Here is a 22634-nt window from a genome sequence, read left to right as displayed (position 1 = left end):
TGTACGGCTGCTGTACAGGATGGGGTACGGGGTTCACTGTGCGGCGGGCGCGTGGTCCCGCGCCTGCTCCACGAGGCGCACGTCCTCGTGCTCGGCGGTGTCGGCGTCCCGGCCCAGGGCGAGCCCCACGACCGTGACCACCGCCGTGAGCGCGATGTACCCGGCCAGCGGCACCCAGCTGTCGAAGGCGCCCAGCAGCGCGGTGAACAGCAGCGGCGCCACCGCCCCGCCGATCACCCCGGCCAGCGTGTACGCCAGGGAGGAGCCGGTGTAGCGCAGGCGCGGCGAGAACTGCTCGGCGATGAAGGCGGCCTGGGGACCGTACATCAGGGAGTGCAGGACGAGGGCGACCACGACGCCGAGGGCCAGCAGCGGCCAGGAACCGCCGCCCACCATCGGGAAGAAGACGAACGGCCAGATGCCCGCGCCGACGGCCGACACCCCGTAGACCAGCCGCCGGTTGACCCGGTCGGTGAGGGCGCCGGCCAGCGGGATGAGGACGATCTGGAGGGCGGAGCCGATCAGTACGGCGGTGAGGGCGGAGCCGCGGGACATGTCCAGTTCGTCGGTGGCGTAGGTGAGGACGAAGACGGTGAACATCGCGTACAGCACGTCGGGGGCCACCCGGCTGAGGATGGCGGCCGTCAGCGCCCGGGGCTGGGTGGTGAACACCTCGCGCACCGGCGCCTGCGGCCGGTCCTGCTCCGCCTCCATCGCCTTGAAGACCGGCGTCTCCTCCAGCTTGGCCCGGATCCACAGCCCGAAGCCCACCAGCGCCGCCGACACCAGGAACGCCACCCGCCAGCCCCAGTCGGTGAACTGGTCCTCGGTGAGCAGCGCGCCGAGCGCGGCCAGCACGCCGTTGGCGAGCAGGTTGCCGGCGGGCGGGCCGACCTGGGCGGCGGAGGCGTAGAAGCCGCGCTTCCTCGGGTCGCCGAACTCGCTGGACAGCAGTACCGCGCCGCCCCACTCGCCGCCGACGCCCACGCCCTGCGCGAACCGCAGCAGGACCAGGGCGATGGGGGCGGCCACGCCGATCGTGGAGTAGGCGGGCAGCACGCCGATCAGGAAGGTGGCGGCGCCGATCAGCACCAGCGTGGCGATCAGCACCTTCTTGCGGCCGATGACGTCGCCGAGGCGGCCGAAGACGATGCCGCCCAGCGGCCGGGAGACATAGCCCACGGCGTACGTGGAGAAGGCCAGCAGGGTGCCGGTCAGCGGGTCCTCGGAGGGGAAGAAGAGGTCGCCGAAGACCAGGGCCGCCGCGGCGGAGTAGACGGCGAAGTCGTACCACTCCAGGGCGGTGCCGGTGAGGCTGGCGAAGAAGGCGCGGCGGATGCCGGAACCGTCCGGCCGGGTGTCGTGCATGCTTCCTGTCCTTGCTTCGAGTGCCGTCCCACGTACGTGGACCTTCCGGCATACTTCTTGTATACAGGTCGTATGCGCAAGCCCCTCGCGGCAAGTTAACCCACTCGAAACCCCGAACCCGTGACTACGTACAGGGAGACCCCATGGCCGTGCTGACCTTCGAGCTGCCCGACGGAACCACCCGCGAGGTGGACGTCCGGCTGCTGCTCAACGCCGGGTACGCCGGGCGCAGCCAGGACGACGTCGCCGCGCACGTCGCCGAGCTGGCGGAGCTGGGCGTCCCGGCGCCGTCCGTCACCCCCGCCCTCTACCCGGTCTCGCCCTACCTCGCGCAGCAGACCACGGCGGTGCCCGCGCAGCACGGGCGGACCTCCGGCGAGGCGGAGTGGGCGCTGGTCGTGGCGGACGGCGGGGAGCTGCTGCTGACCGCCGCCTGCGACCACACCGACCGGGAGCTGGAGGTGCACGGCGTGGCCTGGAGCAAGAACGCGGGCCCGGACGTGCTGGCCCGGCGGGCGTGGCGGCTGGCGGACGTGGAGGAGCGGCTCGACCGGCTGACGCTGCGGGCGTGGGTGGGCCACGGCGGCGAGGAGACGCAGATCCAGAACGGCACGCTGGCCGAGCTGCTGACCCCCGCCTACTGGGCCGGTGTGCTGCGCGAGCGGGGCGAGCTGGTGCCGGGCACGGTGCTGATCTCCGGGACCATCCCGATGGCCGCCGAGGTGGACCAGTTCGCCGACGCCTGGCGGGTGGAGCTGGGCGACCCGGCGACCGGGGACACCATCTCGCTGGCCTACGACGTGGTGCCGATGCCGGCCCCGATCGGGTGAGGCAGCGGCGTCCCGTCGTGGTGGATCGGGGTGTGCGCCCCGGTCAGCGGGACGCCCGTGCCGCCGCGCCGGGCGGCGACGATCTCGGCGGCGATGGACAGCGCCGTCTCCTCGGGGGTGCGGGCGCCGAGGTCGAGACCGATGGGGGACCTGAGCCGGGCCAGCTCCCGGCGGGTCACCCCGGCCGCGCGCAGCCGCGCCTCGCGGTCCAGGTGGGTGCGGCGCGAGCCCATCGCGCCGATGTACGCCACCGGCAGCCGCAGCGCCCGCTCCAGCAGCGGTACGTCGAACTTGGCGTCGTGGGTGAGGACGCACAGGACGGTACGGGCGTCGACGTCCGTCCGCTCCAGGTACGCGTGCGGCCAGGCGACGACGACCTCGTCGGCGTCGGGGAAGCGGGCCTCGGTGGCGAAGACGGGCCGGGCGTCGCAGACGGTGACCCGGTAGCCGAGGAACTTGCCGGCCCGCACCAGCGCGGCGGCGAAGTCGATCGCGCCGAAGACGATCATTCGCGGCGGCGGCACGGAGGACTCCACCAGCACGGTCAGCGGCGCCCCGCACCGGGAGCCCTCCGCGCCTATCTCCACGGTGCCGGTGCGGCCGGCGTCGAGGAAGGCGCCGGCCTCGGCGGCGACCGTGCGGTCCAGGTCGGGGTGGGCGCCGAGGCCGCCGTACCGGGTGCCGTCGGGGCGGACGGCGAGCGCGCGGCCCACCAGGTCACCGGGGCCGGCGACGACCCGGGCCAGGGCCGCCGCCTCGCCGCGGGCCGCGACGGCCAGCACCGGGCGGACGGGGTCGTCCGCCCGTACCGGCGTGACCAGGATGTCGATGACGCCGCCGCAGGTCAGCCCGACCGCGAAGGCGTCCGCGTCGCTGTACCCGAACCGCTCGACCACGCTCTCGCCGTCCGCCAGCGCCCGCCGGCACAGCTCGTAGACGGCGCCCTCCACACAGCCCCCGGAGACCGACCCGACCGCCGTGCCCTCGGTGTCCACCGCGAGGGCGGCGCCGGGCCGGCGGGGCGCGCTGCCGCTGACGGCCACCACGGTGGCCACGGCGAAGTCGCGTCCCTGCTCGACCCACCGGTGCAGCGGTTCGGCGATGTCCAGCATCTGTCGGTCTCCTCGGGGATCGGGGGCGGATGAACGGGTTCCCTGGCCGCGGCTACCGCACGCCCAGCCAGGTCTCGATCGGGGCGAGCGCGAACCAGACGAGGAAGACACCGGTCAGCACCCACATGAAGGGCCCGGCCTCCCGCGCCCTGCCCTGCGCGGTCTTGATCGCGGTGTACGCGATGACGCCGGCGGCGACCCCGGTCGTGATGGTGTAGGTGAACGGCATCAGCACCACGGTCAGGAAGACCGGCACCGCGCTCGCCCGGTCCGCCCAGTCCACGTGCCGGGCGTGCGCCAGCATCATGGCGCCGATGACCACCAGCGCCGCCGACGCGACCTCCTGCGGCACCAGCGCGGTGAGCGGGGTGAAGAACAGGCAGGCCGCGAAGAGGGCGCCGGTGACGACCGAGGCGAGGCCGGTACGGGCGCCCTCGCCGACGCCGGTGGCCGACTCGACGAACACCGTCTGGCCGCTGCCACCCGCCAGGCCACCGACCGCTCCGCCGGCGCCGTCGATGAACAGCGCCTTGGACAGGCCCGGCATCCGGCCCTGGTCGTCGGCGAGCTTGGCCTCGGTGCCGACGCCGATGATGGTCGCCATCGCGTCGAAGAACCCGGCGAGGACGAGGGTGAACACGATCACGCCGACGGTCATCGCGCCGGCCTCGCCCCAGCCGCCGAACGCGACGGCGCCGAAGAGCGAGAAGTCCGGCAGGGAGAGCGCGCCGCCGTGCAGCTCGGGGGCGCCGTTCGCCCACTGCCCCGGGTCGACGACCCCGGCCGCGTTGAGCACCGCCGCGGCCACCGTGCCGCCGACGATGCCGATCAGGAGGGCGCCGGGGGTGTTCCGGGCCTGGAGCACGATGATCAGCAGCAGGGTCCCGGCGAAGAGCAGCACCGGCCAGCCGGTGAGCTGCCCCGCCGGGCCGAGGCTGAGCGGGGTGGTCTCGCCCTGGTGGACGAAGCCGGACTTGTAGAGGCCGATGAGGGCGATGAACAGGCCGATGCCCATGGTGATGCCGTGCTTGAGCGGCAGCGGGATCGCGTTCATGATCCGCTCACGCAGGCCGGTGACGGCGAGCAGCATGATGACCACGCCGTAGATCACGCACATGCCCATCGCCTGCGGCCAGGTCATCACGGGGGCGACCTGCGAGGCGAGGACGCCGGAGACGGACAGGCCGGCGGCGAGCGCGAGCGGGACCTTGCCGACGAGGCCCATCAGCAGCGTGGTCAGGGCCGCGGCGAACGCGGTCGCGGTGATCAGGGCCTTGGCGGCGAGGGTGTTCCCGGCCGCGTCCTCGCCGGACAGGATCAGGGGGTTGAGCAGGAGGATGTACGCCATCGCCATGAAGGTGGTGACGCCGCCGCGCACCTCGCGCGCGACGGTCGAGCCGCGCCGGGACATGTGGAAGTACCGGTCGAGCCACGACCGTCCGGCCGGGACGCGGCTGCCCGCGCCCGCGTCCTCGGCGGTGGTCGTGGGCTCCGCTGACGAGTGGGTCATGGTGCCGTCTCCCAAGGTTCACAGGTACTGGGACGTGTGCGGCCCGGGGGACGGCCCAGGGCGAACGGGGGGATCACGAACCGGTGAGGTGTTCCGGCCGTACCGGAGTCCGGCCGAGCGCCAGCCCCGTCGCGTCCCGGATCGCCGCGAGGACGGCCGGGGTGGACGACAGGGTGGGCGCCTCGCCGACGCCGCGCAGCCCGTACGGGGCGTGCTCGTCGGCGAGTTCGAGCACGTCGACCGGGATGGTCGGGGTGTCGAGGATGGTGGGGATCAGGTAGTCCGTGAAGGAGGGGTTCCTGACCTTGGCCGTCTCGGGGTCGACGACGATCTCCTCCATCACGGCGATGCCCAGGCCCTGCGTGGTGCCGCCCTGGATCTGGCCGGCCACGGAGAGCGGGTTGAGCGCCTTGCCGACGTCCTGGGCACAGGCCAGCTCGACCACCTTCACCAGGCCCAGTTCGGTGTCGACCTCGACGACGGCGCGGTGCGCGGCGAAGGAGTACTGGACATGGCCGTTGCCCTGCCCGGTGCGCAGGTCGAAGGGCTCGGTCGGCCGGTGCCGCCACTCCCGCTCTACCTCCACCACCTCGCCGTCGAGGACCTCCGCGAGGCCGGCCAGCGCCTCGCCGCCGTCGGTGACGACCTTGCCGTCCTCCAGCCGCAGGTCGGCGGTGGCCCACGCGGGGTGGTACGAGCCGAACTTGCGGCGCCCGATCTCCAGCACCCGCTCCCGGACCAGCTCGCAGGCGTTCTTGACGGCGCCGCCGGTGACGTACGTCTGCCGGGACGCGGAGGTCGAACCGGCGCTGCCCACCCGGGTGTCGGCCGGGTGGATCGTCACCTGGGCGACCCCCAGCTCGGTACGGGCGATCTGCGCGTGCACGGTGACGCCGCCCTGCCCGACCTCCGCCATGGCCGTGTGCACGGTGGCCACCGGCTCACCGCCGACCACCTCCATCCGCACCCGCGCGGTCGAGTAGTCGTCGAACCCCTCGGAGAAGCCGACGTTCTTGATGCCGACCGCGTACCCGACCCCGCGCACGACGCCTTCCCCGTGGGTGGTGTTGGACAGGCCGCCGGGCAGGTGCCGTACGTCGGTGCCCTCGCTGGACTCCCACTGGCGCTCCGGTGGCATCGGCCGCGCCTTGACGCGGCGCAGCAGTTCGGCGACCGGGGCGGGTGAGTCGACGGGCTGGCCGGTCGGCAGGAGGGTGCCCTGCTCCATGGCGTTGCGCTGCCGGAACTCCACCGGGTCCAGGCCGAGTTCCGCGGCCACCTTGTCCATCTGCGCCTCGTAGGCGAAGCACGCCTGGACCGCGCCGAAGCCGCGCATCGCGCCGCAGGGCGGGTTGTTGGTGTAGAGGGCGAGGGCCTCGATGTCGACGTCGTCGACGGCGTACGGTCCGACGCCGAGCGAGGCGGCGTTGCCGACGACCGCCGGGGAGGCGGAGGCGTAGGCGCCGCCGTCCAGCACGATCCGGGCCTTGACGTGGGTGAGCCTGCCGTCGCGGGTGGCGCCGTGCTCGTAGGCGAGCTTGGCGGGGTGGCGGTGGACGTGGCCGAAGAACGACTCGAAACGGTTGTAGACGATCTTCACCGGCTTGCCGGTCCGCAGGGCCAGCAGACAGGCGTGGATCTGCATCGACAGGTCCTCGCGCCCGCCGAACGCGCCGCCGACGCCGGCCAGCGTCATCCGTACCTTGTCCTCGGGCAGGCCGAGCACGGGCGCGATCTGGCGCAGGTCGGAGTGGAGCCACTGGGTGGCGATGTAGAGGTGGACGCCGCCGTCCTCCTCGGGGACGGCGAGGCCGGACTCGGGGCCGAGGAACGCCTGGTCCTGCATGCCGAAGGTGTACTCGCCGGTCACGATCACGTCGGCCCGCGCGCGGGCCGCCGCCACGTCGCCGCGCACGATGGGCTGGCGGTGCACGATGTTGGGGTGCGGGACGTGGCCGGCGTGGTGGTCGGTGCGGTTCTCGTGGATCAGGATCGCGTCCGGGGCGGTCGCGGACGCCTCGTCGGTGACGACCGGCAGTTCCCGGTACTCGACCCTGATCCTGGCGGCGGCGCGGCGGGCGGTCTCCGGGTGGTCGGCGGCGACGATCGCGACCGGTTCGCCGTGGTGGCGGACCTTGCAGTGGGCGAGGACGGGGGTGTCCTGGATCTCCAGGCCGTAGTGGCGCACGCCGGCCGGCAGGTCGTCGTAGGTCATGACGGCGTACACGCCGGGCAGGGCGAGGGCCTGGCTGGTGTCGATGGAGACGATCTCGGCGTGCGCGACCGTGGAGCGCAGGATCTGGCCCCAGAGCATGTCCTCGTGCCACAGGTCGGACGAGTAGGCGAACTCGCCGGTGACCTTGAGGGTGCCGTCCGGGCGGAGCGTGGACTCGCCGATGCCGCCCCTGGTCCCCGAGCCCTGGGTGAGCTTGGTGGGCACTCCGGTGGGGAAGGCCATGGTCAGACCCCCTCGGACGCGGAGCGGCGGGCGGCGGCCAGGCGGACCGCGTCCATGATCTTCTCGTAGCCCGTGCAGCGGCACAGGTTGCCGGAGAGCGCCTCGCGGATGTCGGCGTCGTCCGGGTCGGGGTTGCGCTCCAGCATCTCGTCGGCGGCGACCAGCAGACCGGGCGTGCAGAAGCCGCACTGGACGGCGCCGGCGTCGATGAACGCCTGCTGGACCGGGGCGAGTGCGGTGCCGTCCGCCAGCCCCTCGACGGTGACGACCTCGCGGCCCTCCGCCTGGCCGGCGGCGACCAGGCAGGAGCAGACCGGCACGCCGTCCAGGCGGACCGTGCAGGAGCCGCACTCGCCCTGCTCACAGGCGTTCTTGGAGCCGGGCAGGCCGAGCCGCTCGCGCAGGACGTAGAGGAGGGACTCGCCCTCCCAGACGTCGTCGGCCTGCTGCGGGCGTCCGTTGACGGTGAGGTTGACGCGCATCAGGCGGCCTCTCCTTTCCGTGCGGCGGTGCGGTACGACTCCCAGGTCCAGGTCAGCGTCCGGCGGGCCATGACGCCGACCGCGTGCCGGCGGTAGGCCGCGGTGCCGCGTACGTCGTCGATGGGGTTGCAGGCGGCGGCGCACAACTGGGCGAACCGGCGGGCCACGGCCGGGGTGACGGTCTTCCCCGAGTCCCAGAAGCCGCCCTCCTCCAGTGCCGCGGCGAGGAACTCCTCGGCGGCCGTCGCCCGGACCGGCGTCGGTGCGGCCGAGCCGATGCCCGTGCGGACCGTCCGGGTCTCCGGGTGCAGCGCGAGACCGAACGCGCACACGGCGATGACCATGGCGTTGCGGGTGCCGACCTTGGAGAACTGCTGCGGTCCGTCCGCCTTCTTCACGTGCACGGCGCGGATCAGCTCGTCGGGCGCGAGCGCGTTGCGCTTCACGCCGGTGTAGAAGTCGTCGATGGGGATCATGCGGGTGCCGCGCACCGAGACGGCCTCGACCTCGGCGCCGGCGGCGAGCAGCGCCGGGTGGGCGTCGCCGGCCGGGGAGGCGGTGCCGAGGTTGCCGCCGACGGAGCCGCGGTTGCGGATCTGCGGGGAGGCGACGGTGTGCGCGGCGAGGGCGAGGCCCGGCAGCTCGGCCCGCAGGTACTCCATGATCTTCCTATAGGGGACGGAGGCGCCGAGCCGCACGCTCCGGTCGCCCACCTCCCACTCGCTCAGCTCGGCGACGCGGCCGAGGTCCATCAGGTACTCGGGCCTGCGGTGGTCGAAGTTGATCTCGACCATCACATCGGTGCCTCCCGCGATCGGTACGGCGGTGGGGTGCGCGGCCTTGGCGGCCAGCGCCTCCTCCCAGCCGGCGGGGCGAAGGAAGTCCATGAACGGCTCTCTTCTTCGTCGTGTGGGTCGTACGTGTGGTCGTACGGATCGAGCCACACCGGGTGCGGCGGTCCGGGTTCGTTCATGCGCTGTTCACGTGGAGTGGCCCCAGTACACAGCCCTGTGCTCCGCCTGTGTCAGTCGCAGAAACCATGAAGGAGTTAGCTGGCCAGGGTGGTCATCTTGTAGATTCGTATGAACAGAGGTCCTCCGTAACCTCCCCGATTCCCTGTGGAAACGCGCGACCCATCGGCGTGACCTGGAACACCCCCTTCGAGACACACGAGACAGAGAACGGCGGCGACTCGAATGCGGCTGCGCGCACTGCTGGACACCGACGCGCTGGGCCTCAAGCTGCTCGGCGGCGAGCACGAGCTGGACCGTGCGGTGCGCGGCGTGATGACCACCGACCTGCGGGACCCGAGCCGCTACCTCTCCGGCGGCGAGCTGGTCCTGACCGGGCTGGCCTGGCGGCGCGACGCCGCGGACTCCGACCCGTTCGTCCACATCCTGGTGCAGAACGGGGTGGCCGCGCTCGCCGCCGGGGAGGCGGAGCTGGGCAGCGTGCCGGAGGACCTGGTGGTGGCGTGCGCCCGGCACCGGCTGCCGCTGTTCGCGGTGCACGAGTCGGTGGCGTTCGCGACGATCACCGAGCACGTGGTGCGGCAGGTCTCCGGGGAGCGCGCCGGGGACCTCGCGGCCGTCGTCGACCGGCACCGCCGGATGATGACCTCCGGTCCGGCGGGCGGCGGCCCGGACGTCGTCCTGGAACTGCTCGGCACCGACCTGGACCTGCGGGCCTGGGTGCTGTCGCCGACCGGACGGCAGGTCGCGGGCGCGAAGACGGCGGAGTCCGCGCTCCCCGGTGAGGTGCGCGCGCGGCTCGCGGCGGAGCACCTGGCGGCCACGCGCGCCGGGCGGCGCGCTCCGCACCGGGTACAGGTCGGCCCGACCGCGTACAGCCTCTTCCCGGTAGGCGGCGGGCCCCGGCCCGGCCGGGCGCCGCAGGACGCCCCCGACGCGCGGGAGGCGGTGCTGTCCGAGTGGCTGCTGGCCGTCGAGGCGGACGCCGGGGACTGGGCGGAGGAGCGGCTCGACCTGCTGCACGGCGTCACCCAGCTGATAGCCGTCGAACGGGACCGCCGGGAGGCCGCCCGCACGGTCCGGCGGCGCCTGGCGCAGGAGATCCTCGAACTGGTCCAGTCGGGCGCCGCGCCCGCCGAGATCGCGGCCCGGCTGCGGGTCGCGGCGCCGGTACTGCTGCCGGGCCTCGGCACCGCCCCGCACTGGCAGGTGGTCGTGGCGCGGGTGGAGTGGGAGGGCCCGGCCGGGCCGGAGAGCGGCACCGGCGCGCTCGCCCAGGCGCTGCTGGAGGAGATCCTGGTCGACCCGCGTGTCCCCGGGCCCGAGCACTCCGACCGGATCGCCGTCGCGCACGTCGGCGACGAGGCCGTCGCCCTCGTACCGCTGCCGGCGGTCGCCCGGGAGCACGACGGCGGCGAGCCGGGCGTCGTCGCCGAGGCGCTCCTCGACGCCGTACGGGAACCGCTGACGGCCGGGCTGGACGACGACGGGCGGGTCACGGTCGGGGTGAGCGCGGCCGTGCACTCGGCGGAGGGGCTGCGCGGCGCGCTGGAGGAGGCGCGGCACGCCCGGCGGGTGGCGGCGGCGCGGCCCGGCCGGGTCTGCGCGGCCGGCCACCAGGAACTCGCCTCGCACGTCCTGCTCCTGCCCTTCGTCCCCGACGACGTGCGCCGGGCCTTCACCGCCCGGCTCCTGGACCCCCTGCGGGAGTACGACCGGCGCCACCGCGCCGAGCTGATCCCGACGCTGGAGGCGTTTCTGGCATCGGACGGTTCCTGGACGCGCTGCGCGGCCCGGCTGCACCTGCACGTCAACACGCTGCGGTACCGCGTCGGGCGGATCGAGCAGTTGACGGGGCGTGACCTGTCGCGCCTGGAGGACAAGCTGGATTTCTTCCTGGCGCTGCGGATGAGCTGACGAATCGGGCCGAACCCGGCCGACCCGGAGTCCCACGACTTTGTGAAATCCTTCACCCACCCTCTTGGCCGGGCCCCTCGTTCCGTGCTGAGATGCGGCCACCACTCGGGCTCGACGGCGTGCTAGGGAGGGCAACGTGGCGCACTCCGCCATGTCCGGTACGGGATCCACCGCCAGTGACGATCCGCTCGGGACCGCCGTGTGGCGGCTGCGCTCACGGGCCTGCTGGGCCGACGCGGCCGCCCTGTTGCAGCCGGCCACTCCCGCCTCCGCGCTCCAGCGGGCCGCGCTGCTGGTGGAGCGGTGCCTGTACACCGAGCAGGGCTGGGCGGAGGCGGAGGACGCGCTGCGCACGGCGGAGGCGCTGGCGGACAGCGACGACGAGCGCGGGGCCGCCGCCTGCGAACGCGGCCAGCTCGCCTACGCGGCGACGCTGCACGGAGTGCGGGACCGGGCCGACGAGGCGCGGGCGGCGCTGGGCCGGGCGGCGGCACTGATCGCGCCCGGCGCGCCGGGGCGGGCCCTCCTCGACTTCCGGCGCGGACTGCTCGCGGAGAACCTGACCGGCTCCCCGCAGGCCGCGCGGGCCGCCTACCGGCGGGCGCACGCCGGGGCCACCGCGCACGCCGATCCGCTGCTGCTGTCGTTCACCTGGCGGCACCTGGCCGGGCTGGCCCTGCGGGACGGTGAACTGGCCGAGGCCCGGCACGGTTTCGCCGAGTCCCTGCGGATCCGGGAGGAACTGGGCTACCTCGTCGGCACGGCCCCGGCGCTCGCCTCCCTGGCGGAGACGGAACCGGAACCGGAGGCGTCCCGCCTGCGCGAGGAGGCCCGCCGCCTGTTCCGCCTCCTCGGCGGCGTCCCGACCTGGCTGGCCCAGCAACTGACCCCACCGGCGCCGGGGGCGGCCACGGCTTGACGCGGGGCGGGGCGGCTCGTGGGGGCGGCGGGGCGGCTTGTGGGGGCGGCGGAGCGGCTTGTGGGGCGGTTTCCCTTACGGGGCCGTCCACAAGGGCGCTGCCCCTCACGGCGGCGTCGGCCGGCGTGCGGTCGTGTCGGCCCATTCCGTCTCCCAGGCGGCCAGGTTGCGCCGCTGGAGCAGCAGCACCCCGACGCCGTACACCGCGGCGCCGGTGCCGGCGACGGCCAGGGCGGCGACCAGGGCCCAGCCCACGGTGCGGCTGCGGATCTCGTCCGTGGACATCGGCGGTTCGGTGAGCCGCCCGTCCGCGGTGACCCAGACCGGGACCGTGCTCCGCGCGGGCAGCCCCGGTTCGACGGCGGTCCGGGCGGTCCGCGTACCGCCGTCCGAACCCACGTAGCGGACCTCGGCCCGGACCGGGCGGGGCACCGGGGAACGCGGGGCGGCGTCGACGAGGACGGCCGTGGTGCGGTGCCGGACGCGTTCCTGGTGCTCGGCGGTGGCGCTGAAGTGCTGGTGGGCGCGGTCGGCCGCCCAGGTCATGGCCGGGGGGAGGGCCGCCGGCACGACGAGGAACAGGGCGAGACCCAGCCGGGTCCGCAGCCGGTCGGTACGGCGCCGCAGCGGGTTGCGCCACCGGCGCCACAACGGGACGTACGGGCTCTTCAGGGGGCGCGAGGTGTACGGGCTGCTCGGGATGTCCGGAGTACCGCTGGTGTTCGGCGTGTTCGACGTGTTCGACGTGTTCGGGGTGTTCGGGGTGTTCGACGTGTTCGGGGTGTTCGACGTGTTCGGGGTGTTCGACGTGTTCGGGGCAAGGGGGCGGTGGGGGTCACCGGCCACGGGTTCCTCCTCGCGGGGGTGTCGCGCCGGCACCGGGGCGGGTCCCGGACAGCGGCGCCGGTACGGGGCGGGCAGGGGCGGCGCGCGTCGGCGGTCCGCGCACCCTCCAGCGTGACCGGCCCGGCGCCGCCCGCCCATCGGGCGCGGGCCCCATTCGGCCCGGTACGCGGCATCCACGACCGGACGCACCGCGGTGCACGGCACACGGCGGACTCCCGTCCCACCGGGCGGACGACCGCCGTCGCACCGGTCGGTGACACCCCGTCGGAGGACGTCCTCAGACCGGCCCGCCGAGCCCGCCCGCTCCGCCCTCCGTCGCGAAGTGCTCCCCCACCAGGGCCCGGACCAGGTCCCGGTCCCCGGCGATCAGCGCGTCCAGCAGCGCGGTGTGCTGGTGCGCGTCGGCGATCAGGTCGGCCCGGCCTCGCGGGGCGGGACCGCCGGCCGGCGGCCACTGCGCCCGGCGGTGCAGGTCCTCGGCGATCCGGACGAGCTGCTCGTTGCCGGCCAGCGCCAGCACCGCGCGGTGGAAGGCGCGGTCGGCCTCGGCGTAGCCGGCGCGGGTGCCCGAGGAGGCGGCCCGGACGGTCGCCTCGGCCAGCGGGCGCAGCTCCGCCCAGCGTTCGGCGGGCACCGTGCGGGACAGCCGCAGCAGGACCGGGGCCTCTAGCAGCGCGCGGATCTCGGCCAGTTCGGCCAGTTCGCGGGCGCCCCGCTCGACGACCCGGAAACCCCGGTTCGGCACCACCTCGACGGCGCCCTCCTGCGCCAGCTGCTGCATCGCCTCCCGCACGGGGGTGGCCGACACCCCGAACCGCTCGCCGAGCGCGGGCGCCGAGTAGACCTCGCCGGGCCGCAGCTCGCCCGCGGCCAGCGCGGCGCGCAGGGCGTCCAGGACCTGCCCGCGCACGGAGGACCGCTGGACGAGGGGCCGGGGACGCGGGCGGGGACGGGGCAGCGGCGTCTCGGCGTGGGTGTGCTCACCGCGTACCGCGGCCGGCCCCGGCACCCGGGCCGCCGGCGCCGGCCGTACGGCGGGGGTCCCCGTCTCGGCGGAGCTCTGCGCGCCCTCCCTCACGGGGTCCACGGGGTCCTCCTGGGGACGTGTCGGTACTTGAGGTCATTACGGCGGGTTGTCACTCGTCCGTCAAGCACCCTAGGGGTACATCACGCCAGTTCAAATCCGGAGGATCATGGGTAAGGTTAGGCTTACCTGTAGACAGCCCGTTCGACCGACGTGGATCGGTGGTTCCGCATGCTCGTGCCCCGTTCGTCCGTCGCGGACGCCTATGCCCGCCTGTCCGAGGTACTGCCCTCGTTCGCCGCCGCGGAGCAGCCCCCCGGGGAGCCGCTGCCCGAGGGCGGGGGCTGGGTCACGGCCGCCGCGCTCGCGGAGGGCGGGGCCGCCCTGGAGGCGTTCCTGGCCTGGGACGAGGCGCAGGTGGTACGGGACTACGGGCAGCGGGCGCGGCCGGACGTGGTCGCGACCTTCGGTCTGCACCGGTACGCCTGGCCGGCCTGTCTGCTGATCACGGTGCCCTGGTTCCTGCACCGCCGGGTCCCCCGCCTGCCCGTGACGCACGTCGCCTACGACCGCACCGCCGAGGAACTGCCGCTGGGCCGCATGGCCGTCCGCCCGGACGGCTTCGCCTGCCTGCCCGGCGATCCGGCCGCCGCACTGCCCGGCGCCCGCGTCGTCGCCGACGAGGAGGCCCTGCGGGCCGAGGTGCGCGCCGCGGTCGCGGACCACCTGACGCCGCTGCTGGCCGGTTTCGGCCCCCGGATGCGCCGGCGCGGCCGGGCCCTGTGGGGCATGGCGACCGACGAGATCGTGGAGGGCCTGTGGTACGTGGCCCACCTGCTCGGCGAGCGCGACCGGGCCCGCCGCGAACTGGAGCTGCTGCTGCCGGGGGCGACCCGGCCGTACGTCGGCACGGCGGCGTTCCGGGAGCTGACCGGACCGAACGGCGAGTCGCTGCCCACCCGGGACCGGGCGAGCTGCTGCATGTTCTACACCCTGCGCCCCGAGGACACCTGCGCCGCCTGCCCGCGCACCCCCGAGGCGGACCGCGTCGGCAGACTCCTCGCCGAAGCGGGCTGACGGCGCCCCCGCCGGGCCCGGCGGGCACCCCGTGGGACGAGAGCGCACCGGCCGTCCCTTAAGATCATCCGCGCGGGTGACACCCGTACCGCCACGCCCATTCACACCTTCCTCATGGGTTGCAGGAAGTTTCCACGGAACCACCCGTGCGGGTATTCTTGTTCGAACTCAACTCTCGCCCCTCCAGCGCCAGTTCGAGCCAGACGCCGCCCCGGACCGTCCCCACGCACTCCCTTGGCGGCCTCTTGCCCCGAAAACCCTTGAGGGCAGGCGGAGTTGGGCCACTATGGCGGGCGTTACGCCCTATCCCAATGCAAGGGACCCCTAGATGAGACTGACCGACATATCGCTGAACTGGCTGCTTCCGGGCGCCGTACTGCTCCTGGGCATGCTTGCGGCGGTGGCGGTGCTCGCGCGCGGCAAGCGCTCCTCGGGGAAGGACGCGAGCGCGGACGACTCGTGGGAGCGGGCCGAGGAGCGTCGCAGGCGCAAGGAGGCCCTGTACGGCACCTTCTCCTACATCCTCCTCTTCTGCTGTGCCGCGGTCGCGGCGGCGCTCTCCTTCCACGGTCTGGTCGGGTTCGGCGAGCAGAACCTCGGGCTGAGCGGCGGCTGGCAGTACCTGGTCCCGTTCGGCCTCGACGGTGCGGCGATGTTCTGCTCCGTCCTCGCGGTCCGCGAGGCCAGCCACGGTGACGCGGCGCTCGGCTCCCGCATACTCGTGTGGACGTTCGCGCTGGCGGCGGCCTGGTTCAACTGGGTGCACGCCCCCCGGGGCGCGGGCCACGCGGGCGCCCCGCACTTCTTCGCGGGCATGTCCCTGTCGGCGGCGGTGCTGTTCGACCGGGCGCTGAAGCAGACCCGCCGGGCCGCGCTGCGTGAGCAGGGCCTGGTGCCCCGTCCGCTGCCGCAGATCCGTATCGTCCGCTGGCTGCGCGCTCCCCGGGAGACCTACGGCGCCTGGTCGCTGATGCTCCTGGAGGGCGTGCGCAGCCTGGACGAGGCGGTCGAGGAGGTGCGCGACGACAAGCGCAAGAAGGACGAGGAGAAGCGGCGCCAGCGCGAGCACGGCCGCCTGGAGCGGGCGCAGCTGAAGGCGATCAGCCGGGGCCACCGCGGCTTCCCCGGCCGTGGCGGACGCCAGGTCGAGGTCGAGGTGCAGGCCGTGGAGCGGGGCTCCGATCAAGCCTCCGCGGAGCCTGCCATAGCGCCTTTGGAGCAACTGCCCGCACGCCGCCTTCCCTCGTTGCAGCCCGTACGCGGCGCGAGTGACCCGGTCACCGTGGACCTCACCGCGGAGGACGACACCCAGGCGCTGCCGCGGCTGGACTCCCTGGAGCGCAAGCTCAAGGACCTCGAGCAGCAGTTCGGTTAGCCACCGGAACGCCGGTGCTCCGGTGCCGGAAGGGGCGTGGCCCGCGGGCCGCGCCCCTTCGGCGTTCCCGCGGCCTCCGGGACTCAGGCGGGTCCGGCGTCCAGTTCGAACCACACGGACTTCCCCACGGCGTGCGCCCGCACCCCCCAGGCGTCGGCGAGGGACTGGACCAGCAGCAGGCCCCGGCCGCTGGTGCTGTCGCCGGCGTCCACGGCACGCGGCCGGGGCCACCGGGACACGAAGTCCCGTACCTCCACCCGCAACGCCCGGGGGCCCACGGTGGCGGTCAGGACGGCGTCGCGGTCGGTGTGGACCAGCGCGTTGGTGACCAGTTCGCCGGCGAGGAGTAGCGCGACCTCCGACCGGTCCGGCCGTCCCCAGTGCCGCAGCAGCTCCCGCAGCGCCCGGCGCGCTTCGGGGACCGCCCCCAGGTCGCACCGCCGGAGCCGGCACCGGATCCGGGACGCCCCGTCCATCGCGTCGCTGGCCTGCTCGCCGGTCTCTCCGCCGCTCTCTCCACGGGTCGTCCCGCCGTTCTTCCCGCCGTTCTTCCCGGCGTTCTTCCGGTCGTCCCGCTCTTCCGCCGCTTCGTCCACCGGGCCGGTCCCCACCCCCACGGGCCCGCCCCTGTGCGCCTGCCGCTCCATGTCCCCCGCCCGCGTTCCGGTACCGCTCTTCCCTCGCGCTCGAACACGTTCACGAGGTTCCATGCCCAGCGGCGGGCCCGGCAGTCATCCGGACCCCGCGGTGACCGGCCGTATCCGGTGTTCGGCCAGGAAATGGCCGAACACCATTGCTCGCGCAAGCCGCCGGCCTATGGACGCGGCAGGTTGCGCAGGTTGGAGCGGGCCATCTGGAGCATGCGGCCGACGCCGCCGTCCAGGACGATCTTGGAGGCGGACAGCGCGAACCCGGTCACCATGTCGGCGCTGATCTTCGGCGGGATGGACAGGGCGTTGGGGTCGGTGACGACGTCGACGAGGGCCGGGCCCTTGTGCTTGAACGCCGCCTTCAGCGCGCCCGCCAGGTCCTTGGGCTTCTCCACCCGCACCCCGAAGGCGCCGCAGGCCTCGGCGACGGCGGCGAAGTCGGGGTTCTTGTTGGCCGTGCCGTGCGAGGGCAGCCCGGCGACCAGCATCTCCAACTCCACCATTCCCAGCGAGGAGTTGTCGAACAGCACGACCTTCACCGGCAGGTCGTACTGGACGAGGGTGAGGAAGTCGCCCATCAGCATCGAGAACCCGCCGTCGCCGGACATCGACACGACCTGCCGCTTGCGGTCGGTGAACTGGGCCCCGATCGCCATCGGCAGCGCGTTGGCCATCGAGCCGTGCGAGAACGAACCGATGATCCGGCGCCGCCCGTTGGGCGAGATGTACCGGGCGCCCCAGACGTTGCACATCCCGGTGTCGATGGTGAACACCGCGTCGTCGTCGGCGACCTCGTCCAGGACGGCGGCCACGTACTCCGGGTGGATCGGCACGTGCTTGTCGACCTTGCGGGTGTACGCCTTGACCACGCCCTCCAGGGCGTCCGCGTGCTTCTTCAGCATGCGGTCGAGGAACTTGCGGTTCTTCTTCTCCTTGACCCGCGGGATCAGACACCGCAGGGTCTCCCGCGCGTCGCCCCACACCGCCAGGTCCAGCTTGGAGCGGCGGCCCAGGTTCTCCGGCCGCACGTCGATCTGGGCGATCCTGACGTCGTCGGGCAGGAAGGCGTTGTACGGGAAGTCCGTGCCGAGCAGGATCAGCAGGTCGCACTCGTGGGTGGCCTCGTAGGCGGCGCCGTACCCGAGCAGACCGCTCATCCCGACGTCGTACGGATTGTCGTACTGGATCCATTCCTTGCCGCGCAGGGCGTGTCCGACCGGGCTCTTGATCTTCCCGGCGAACTCCATCACCTCGGCGTGCGCGCCCGCCGTGCCGCTGCCGCAGAAGAGGGTGACCTTGTCGGCGTCGTCGATCAGCTTCACCAGCCGGTCGATCACCTCGTCGCCGGGGCGGACGGTGGGCCGGGAGGTGACGAGGGCGGTCTCGACGGCGGCCTCGGGGGCCGGCTCGCCGGCGACGTCGCCGGGCAGGGTGACGACGCTGACGCCGGAACGGCCGACGGCGTTCTGGATGGCGGTGTCCAGCAGCCGGGGCATCTGCTTCGGGCTGGAGACCATCTCGCAGTAGTGGCTGCACTCGCGGAAGAGGTGGTCGGGGTGGGTCTCCTGGAAGTAGCCGAGGCCGATCTCGCTGGAGGGGATGTGCGAGGCCAGGGCGAGCACGGGGGCCATGGAGCGGTGGGCGTCGTACAGGCCGTTGATCAGGTGCAGGTTGCCGGGGCCGCAGGAACCGGCGCAGGCGGCGAGCTTGCCGGTGATCTGCGCCTCGGCGCCGGCCGCGAAGGCGGCGGTCTCCTCGTGCCGTACGTGCACCCAGTCGATGCCGGAGTGGCGGCGCACGGCGTCCACGACCGGGTTGAGGCTGTCGCCGACGACGCCGTAGAGGCGTTCCACTCCGGCGCGGACGAGGATGTCGACGAACTGTTCGGCGACGTTCTTCTGTTTGGCCATGCTGTCCATGTAGGCACAAAGGCCCCGTTCATGCCTCCCACACGGCGGCGGCCGTACGGTCGTCGGCGTACCCCTTGACCCGGGTGCGGGCGTCGGCGAGGAAGCCGGCCAGGCCGGGCGGGGTGCGGCCGGACCACCGTCCGGCGAGGTGGTCACGGAGGGCGGCCTCGCCCCGCAGGGGGTCGGCCAGGCCCTCGGTGCACAGCAGCAGGACATCACCCGGGCGGGCGACGGAGGCCCGGAACCGGAAGGGCCGGCGGGACGGCCCGGCGCCCGGCTCGGCGTGCGGGCCCGGCGGCGTGGTGATGCCCAGGTCCATGGTGAGCCGGTCGCCGTCGGGGGTCCCGGGGGCCGCCCCGGCGGGCGGCGATCCGAACCCGACCACGGGTTCGCCGGCGAGGTCGGCGGGCCGGGGCTCTATGTCCTGCCAGGTCCCGTCCCGCAGCCGGAACAGCCCGCCCGCGCCGACGCCGAAGAACACCCGGGTACGGCAGCCGGGGTCGGCGGGCAGCAGCAGACAGCGCAGCCCGGCCGCGTACTCCTCCGGTGTCAGGCCCTGCTCGGTGGCGCTGGCCCGGAGCCGGCCCAGGCTGCGGTCGGTGAGGCGGCGCAGGCCGGACTTCAGCTCACCGCGGCGGGCGGCGCGCAGGTCCTCGGCCAGCCGGACGTGGCTGCGGCCCACGGCCCGGCCGATCCAGCGGCACAGCTCGGCGGCGGCGCGGTGGGCGCCGGTCGCGGCGCGGGCACCGGTGGCCATCGCGACCAGGACCAGGGCGTCGTCGCCCGTCCCGAAGCGGGCGGTGAGCAGCGCGTCGCGGCGCGGGTCCCCCCGGTAGCGCGCGGAGTCCCCGCGCACGGACAGCGCCCGCAGCGTGCAGGACCCGTACCGGGCGCCGTCCAGCACGGTGTCGGCGACCAGGTCGCCGAGGGCGTCCGGGTCGGCGGGCGGCAGGGCGGCGGGCTCGGGGTCGTAGGTGGGCGGGCCCGCACCCACGTACTCCGCTTCCCCTGCGGAGGGGCGGTCGGGCCGCCGGGGGCGACCGGGCCGACGGAGCCGGCCGGTCTGGCCGGACGCCGGGCCCGCGGGAGTCGGGGGCACCCCGTCCGTCGCGGCTCGGGGGTCGATGGCCGCGGGGGGCGTGTCGTCGCGGGGGGCCGGGGGCCAGTTCGCGGGGAGTGGGAGCGGGGGTGCCGTGGGGGGTGGGGGTGGAGGTGAGGGCGGAGCCGGGGACGGAGTCGGAGTCGGGGGTGGAGGTGGTGATGGGGACGGGGGCGGGAGCGGAGACGGCGATGGGGACGGAGCCGGAGTCGGGGGCGGAGACGGCGATGGGGACGGAGTCGGAGTCGGGGGTGCGGTCGGCCGGGGAGGGGGCGGCGCGCTCCCGGGGTCGGGCGGGAAGGTCACGGGCCCGGTGGGCACCCCCGGCGGCGGCTCCCAGGGAGCGCGGGCCGGCGCTCCCGTACGGTGCGCCGCCCCCGTACCGCGCGGCCCCGGCCCCGGCCCGGATTCCGTACCCGGTGGAGGCAGGTCAGGTTCCGTACCCGGCGAAGCCCCGTCGGGCCACGCATCGGGAGGAGACCCCGCCCCTTCCCCCCGCCGTGGCCCCGGCACGGCCGGGAAAGGTGACCGCCGGCCGGGACGGTCGCCCAGCGCTCCCGCCGCGGAGGCGAACCGGTCGTCGAGGGAGTCGGCCGCGCCCGCGCCCCCGGTGTCGTCGCTGGAGTCGTCGTACAGCTCCCCCCACCAGTCGTCCTCCCGGCCGGTGGGACTTCCCCCCTGCTGACTCATGCCCCCAATTGTCCACCGCGCGGGCCGGTTGAAAACGGCGCATCCGGAAAAACCGGCGCGGTGGCGGCCGCCGGGCGGTCCCACCCCCCACGGGAGAACCGCCCGGCGACAGCGAGGCGACCCGGGCCCCGCCTCCCCCGTGCGCGTCGGCGCATGTCAGGGCCCGGATCACGGTACGGCGGCACGACGGCCGCCGGTGCCGGGCGCCGTCGGGCGCCTCGGTGACGTCACCTTGGCAGAGGGGCCGCCGGTACCGCGATGATGTTCCGAGGCGGGTTTGCGCCGTGGCCGTTTCCCGCCACGGAGGGGCGGTCCGGAGGCCGGCGGCTGCCGGGATCAAGGGGAGGGACGGCGTTCGATGCTGGGAGTGCTGGGGCTGGAGGAGGCCCAGGAGTCGGCGTACCGGGCCCTGGTGTCCGTGGGCGCCGCCGATGTGCCGGATCTCGCCCGGCGGCTGGCGCTCGGCGAGCAGGACACCGAGCGGGCGCTGCGGCGGCTGGAACAGAACGGTCTGGCGGCCCAGTCCCCCGCGCGGCCGGGCCGCTGGGTCGCGGCGCCGCCGGGCGTGGCGCTGGGCGCCCTGCTCACCCAGCACCGGCACGAACTGGAGAAGGCGGAACTGGCCGCCGCGCTGCTGGCCGAGGAGTACCGGGCGGCGGCCGGCGAGCCCGCGGTGCACGACCTGGTCGAGGTGGTGACCGGCGCGGCGGCGGTCACCCGGCGCTTCCTCCAGCTCCAGCTGGGCGCGACCGGCGAGGTGTGCGCGCTGGTCACCGGCACCCCGGTCGCCGTCACCGGCATGGAGAACCACGCGGAGGAGGAGGCCGCAGCGCGGGGCGTGCGCTACCGGGCCGTGGTGGAGCGGGCGGTACTGGACCGGCCGGACGGCATCACCGAGCTGACCGCGGCGCTCGGCCGCGGGGAGGAGGTGCGGGTGGTGGACCGGGTGCCGACCAAGCTGGTGATCGCCGACGGCGCCCTGGCCCTCGTACCGCTCACGGCCCGGTCCGCCGAGCCCGCCGCGCTGGTGGTGCATGCCAGCGGTCTGCTGGAGCTGCTCACCGGTCTGTTCGAGTCGGTGTGGCGGGACGCCCTGCCGCTGCGGCTCGGCGCCCGCGGCGTGACCGAGGACTCCCCCGGCGGCCCCGACGCCACCGACCTGGAGATACTCTCCCTGCTGCTGGCCGGGCTGACCGACGCGAGCGTCGCCAAACAGCTCGACCTGGGGCTGCGGACCGTACAGCGCCGGGTGAAGCGGCTGATGGAGCTGACCGGGGTGACCACCCGGCTGCAACTGGGCTGGCACGCCTACGAACGGGGCTGGGTGACCCGGGACCGTTAGGGGGCTGTCGTTTCGCGGACGGCCGATGTCGGGCGCACCCTGGTCAGATGGGAGTGGTGGACCTCCTGCTGGTGGGCCTGGTCGTCCTGCTCGGACTGTGCGGCGTCCTGCTGCCCGGCGTGCCCGGGTCCTGGCTGGTGTGGGCGGCGGTCCTGTGGTGGGCGCTGAAGGACCCGCGGCCGCTGGCCTGGGCAGTCCTGGTCGGCGCCACGGTCGTGCTGCTGCTGTCCCTGGCGGTGCGCTGGGCGCTGCCGGCGCGGCGGCGCCGGGCCGGGGACGCCGAGGGCCGGCTGACGGTGTACGCGGGCGGCGGCGCTCTCCTCGGTTTCGTCCTGCTTCCCGTGGTGGGCGCCGTCCCCGGCTTCCTCGGCGGCGTCTACCTGGCCGAACGGCTGCGCCTTGGCCGTCACGGCGAGGCGGTCGCGGCCGTGCGGTCGGCGATGGGCTCGGGCGGCTGGAGCGTGCTGACGGAGCTGTTCGCCTGCCTGCTGATCGCAGGGGCGTGGCTGGGCGCGGTGTTCGCCGGCTGACCCGCGCCCAGGACCCCTTCCCCTTCCAGGACCCCCTCCAGGGCCAGCAGCCGCGTCTTGCGCTCCAGTCCGCCGGCGTACCCGGTCAGCGAGCCGTCGGCGCCGATCACCCGGTGGCAGGGGCGCAGGATCAGCAGCGGGTTGGCGCCGATCGCGCCGCCCACGGCCCGTACGGCGGCGCGGGAGGCGCCGACGCGGGCGGCGATCGCGCCGTACGTCGTGGTGGTGCCGTAGGGCACCGCGTCGAGGGCGTCCCACACCTTCGTCCGGAAGGCGGTGCCCTCGGCGCGCAGCGGCAGCCGGAACGCGGTCAGCTCCCCGGCGAAGTAGGCGTCCAGTTGCGCCACGGCCTCCCGGAAGGGTCCGGGGTCGGCCCGCCAGTCGTCGCCGTCCCGGACGGTCCGCCCGCCCTTCTGCCCGGGCACGGACAGCGAGGTCAGCGCCCCGTCCGCGGCGGCGGTGAGCAGCAGCGGCCCGACGGGGCTCGCGGCCTCGGTCCAGTAGGTACGCGTGTCCATGTGCAT

General features: G+C 74.5%; 18 protein-coding genes and 1 pseudogene. 7 read left to right on the top strand and 12 right to left on the bottom strand.

Translation table 11 applies throughout. The features are described from left to right. Positions 1-33: 33 nt before the first annotated feature. Positions 34-1368 (bottom strand): MFS transporter, encoded by a 1335-nt coding sequence (locus ACIQR3_RS29005; protein ID WP_403543593.1) that lies wholly within the window; start codon positions 1366-1368, stop codon positions 34-36. 143 nt (positions 1369-1511) lie between these two features. Here ACIQR3_RS29005 and ACIQR3_RS29000 point away from each other — a divergent pair, with 143 nt between their 5' ends. After that, positions 1512-2198 carry a DUF2848 domain-containing protein gene (locus ACIQR3_RS29000; RefSeq protein ID WP_403543592.1) on the top strand — a complete coding sequence of 229 codons (687 nt, stop codon included), beginning with the start codon at positions 1512-1514 and terminating at the stop codon, positions 2196-2198. Here the strand turns inward: ACIQR3_RS29000 and ACIQR3_RS28995 are convergent. The 5 genes from ACIQR3_RS28995 to ACIQR3_RS28975 all read right to left on the bottom strand — a co-directional run bounded on the left by ACIQR3_RS28995 (position 2162) and on the right by ACIQR3_RS28975 (position 8647). After that, positions 2162-3310, bottom strand: coding sequence for an XdhC family protein (locus tag ACIQR3_RS28995; RefSeq protein ID WP_403543591.1), 1149 nt, complete (start codon positions 3308-3310; stop codon positions 2162-2164). The genes ACIQR3_RS29000 and ACIQR3_RS28995 overlap by 37 nt on opposite strands. A 52-nt stretch (positions 3311-3362) precedes the next feature. Further along, on the bottom strand, positions 3363-4820 hold the full coding sequence (locus ACIQR3_RS28990; protein WP_403543590.1) for an NCS2 family permease: 1458 nt from the start codon (positions 4818-4820) through the stop codon (positions 3363-3365). 73 nt (positions 4821-4893) lie between these two features. Then, positions 4894-7278: a xanthine dehydrogenase family protein molybdopterin-binding subunit gene (locus ACIQR3_RS28985; RefSeq protein ID WP_403543589.1), complete on the bottom strand. Its 2385-nt coding sequence runs from the start codon at positions 7276-7278 to the stop codon at positions 4894-4896. A 2-nt stretch (positions 7279-7280) separates the two neighbouring features. Next, positions 7281-7760, bottom strand: coding sequence for a (2Fe-2S)-binding protein (locus ACIQR3_RS28980; protein ID WP_403543588.1), 480 nt, complete (start codon positions 7758-7760; stop codon positions 7281-7283). Further along, positions 7760-8647: an FAD binding domain-containing protein gene (locus tag ACIQR3_RS28975; protein ID WP_403543587.1), complete on the bottom strand. Its 888-nt coding sequence runs from the start codon at positions 8645-8647 to the stop codon at positions 7760-7762. Before ACIQR3_RS28975 ends, ACIQR3_RS28980 begins: the two co-directional genes overlap by 1 nt. A gap of 309 nt (positions 8648-8956) precedes the next feature. On the opposite strand from ACIQR3_RS28975, the gene ACIQR3_RS28970 reads away from it, so the two are divergent. Beyond that, positions 8957-10648 (top strand): PucR family transcriptional regulator, encoded by a 1692-nt coding sequence (locus ACIQR3_RS28970; protein WP_403543586.1) that lies wholly within the window; start codon positions 8957-8959, stop codon positions 10646-10648. A 136-nt stretch (positions 10649-10784) separates the two neighbouring features. Continuing rightward, the gene (locus ACIQR3_RS28965; RefSeq protein ID WP_403543585.1) at positions 10785-11567 is read left to right on the top strand and encodes a hypothetical protein; all 783 of its coding nucleotides are present in this window, start codon (positions 10785-10787) and stop codon (positions 11565-11567) included. A 105-nt stretch (positions 11568-11672) separates the two neighbouring features. Here ACIQR3_RS28965 and ACIQR3_RS28960 read toward each other — a convergent pair whose 3' ends face one another. Next, a complete protein-coding gene (locus ACIQR3_RS28960; RefSeq protein WP_403543584.1) occupies positions 11673-12413 on the bottom strand; it encodes a hypothetical protein in 741 nt (246 codons plus the stop codon). Positions 12414-12690: 277 nt separating this feature from the next. Beyond that, positions 12691-13491, bottom strand: coding sequence for a GntR family transcriptional regulator (locus tag ACIQR3_RS28955; RefSeq protein ID WP_403543653.1), 801 nt, complete (start codon positions 13489-13491; stop codon positions 12691-12693). Positions 13492-13668: 177 nt separating this feature from the next. Here ACIQR3_RS28955 and ACIQR3_RS28950 point away from each other — a divergent pair, with 177 nt between their 5' ends. Together ACIQR3_RS28950 and ACIQR3_RS28945 are read left to right on the top strand one after the other, a co-directional pair. Continuing rightward, a complete protein-coding gene (locus ACIQR3_RS28950) occupies positions 13669-14514 on the top strand; it encodes a (2Fe-2S)-binding protein (RefSeq protein ID WP_403543583.1) in 846 nt (281 codons plus the stop codon). 328 nt (positions 14515-14842) lie between these two features. After that, on the top strand, positions 14843-15889 hold the full coding sequence (locus tag ACIQR3_RS28945) for a DUF2637 domain-containing protein (protein ID WP_215170333.1): 1047 nt from the start codon (positions 14843-14845) through the stop codon (positions 15887-15889). A gap of 83 nt (positions 15890-15972) precedes the next feature. Here the strand turns inward: ACIQR3_RS28945 and ACIQR3_RS28940 are convergent, their stop codons facing one another. The 3 genes from ACIQR3_RS28940 to ACIQR3_RS28930 form a co-directional block, all read right to left on the bottom strand. Further along, a complete protein-coding gene (locus ACIQR3_RS28940) occupies positions 15973-16365 on the bottom strand; it encodes an ATP-binding protein (RefSeq protein ID WP_403543652.1) in 393 nt (130 codons plus the stop codon). A gap of 338 nt (positions 16366-16703) precedes the next feature. Then, the gene (locus ACIQR3_RS28935; protein WP_403543582.1) at positions 16704-18449 is read right to left on the bottom strand and encodes a pyruvate dehydrogenase; all 1746 of its coding nucleotides are present in this window, start codon (positions 18447-18449) and stop codon (positions 16704-16706) included. A gap of 28 nt (positions 18450-18477) precedes the next feature. Next, positions 18478-20238, bottom strand: a complete 1761-nt coding sequence (locus tag ACIQR3_RS28930; protein ID WP_403543581.1) for a protein phosphatase 2C domain-containing protein — start codon at positions 20236-20238, stop codon at positions 18478-18480. 358 nt (positions 20239-20596) lie between these two features. On the opposite strand from ACIQR3_RS28930, the gene ACIQR3_RS28925 reads away from it, so the two are divergent. Together ACIQR3_RS28925 and ACIQR3_RS28920 are read left to right on the top strand one after the other, a co-directional pair. Next, positions 20597-21580: a helix-turn-helix domain-containing protein gene (locus ACIQR3_RS28925; RefSeq protein ID WP_403543580.1), complete on the top strand. Its 984-nt coding sequence runs from the start codon at positions 20597-20599 to the stop codon at positions 21578-21580. A gap of 47 nt (positions 21581-21627) precedes the next feature. Continuing rightward, complete coding sequence (locus ACIQR3_RS28920; protein ID WP_403543579.1) at positions 21628-22110, top strand: DUF456 domain-containing protein; 483 nt, start codon at positions 21628-21630, stop codon at positions 22108-22110. 26 nt (positions 22111-22136) lie between these two features. On the opposite strand, the pseudogene ACIQR3_RS28915 reads toward ACIQR3_RS28920, so the two are convergent. Beyond that, positions 22137-22628: pseudogene (locus ACIQR3_RS28915) on the bottom strand (methylated-DNA--[protein]-cysteine S-methyltransferase); the annotation flags it as partial. Positions 22629-22634: the final 6 nt, after the last annotated feature.

This window comes from Streptomyces sp. NPDC090994 (assembly GCF_044768905.1).
Lineage (GTDB): Bacteria > Actinomycetota > Actinomycetes > Streptomycetales > Streptomycetaceae > Streptomyces.
The sequence above is the reverse complement of the archived record's forward strand: the minus strand, read 5'-3'. Positions and strand labels throughout refer to the sequence as shown.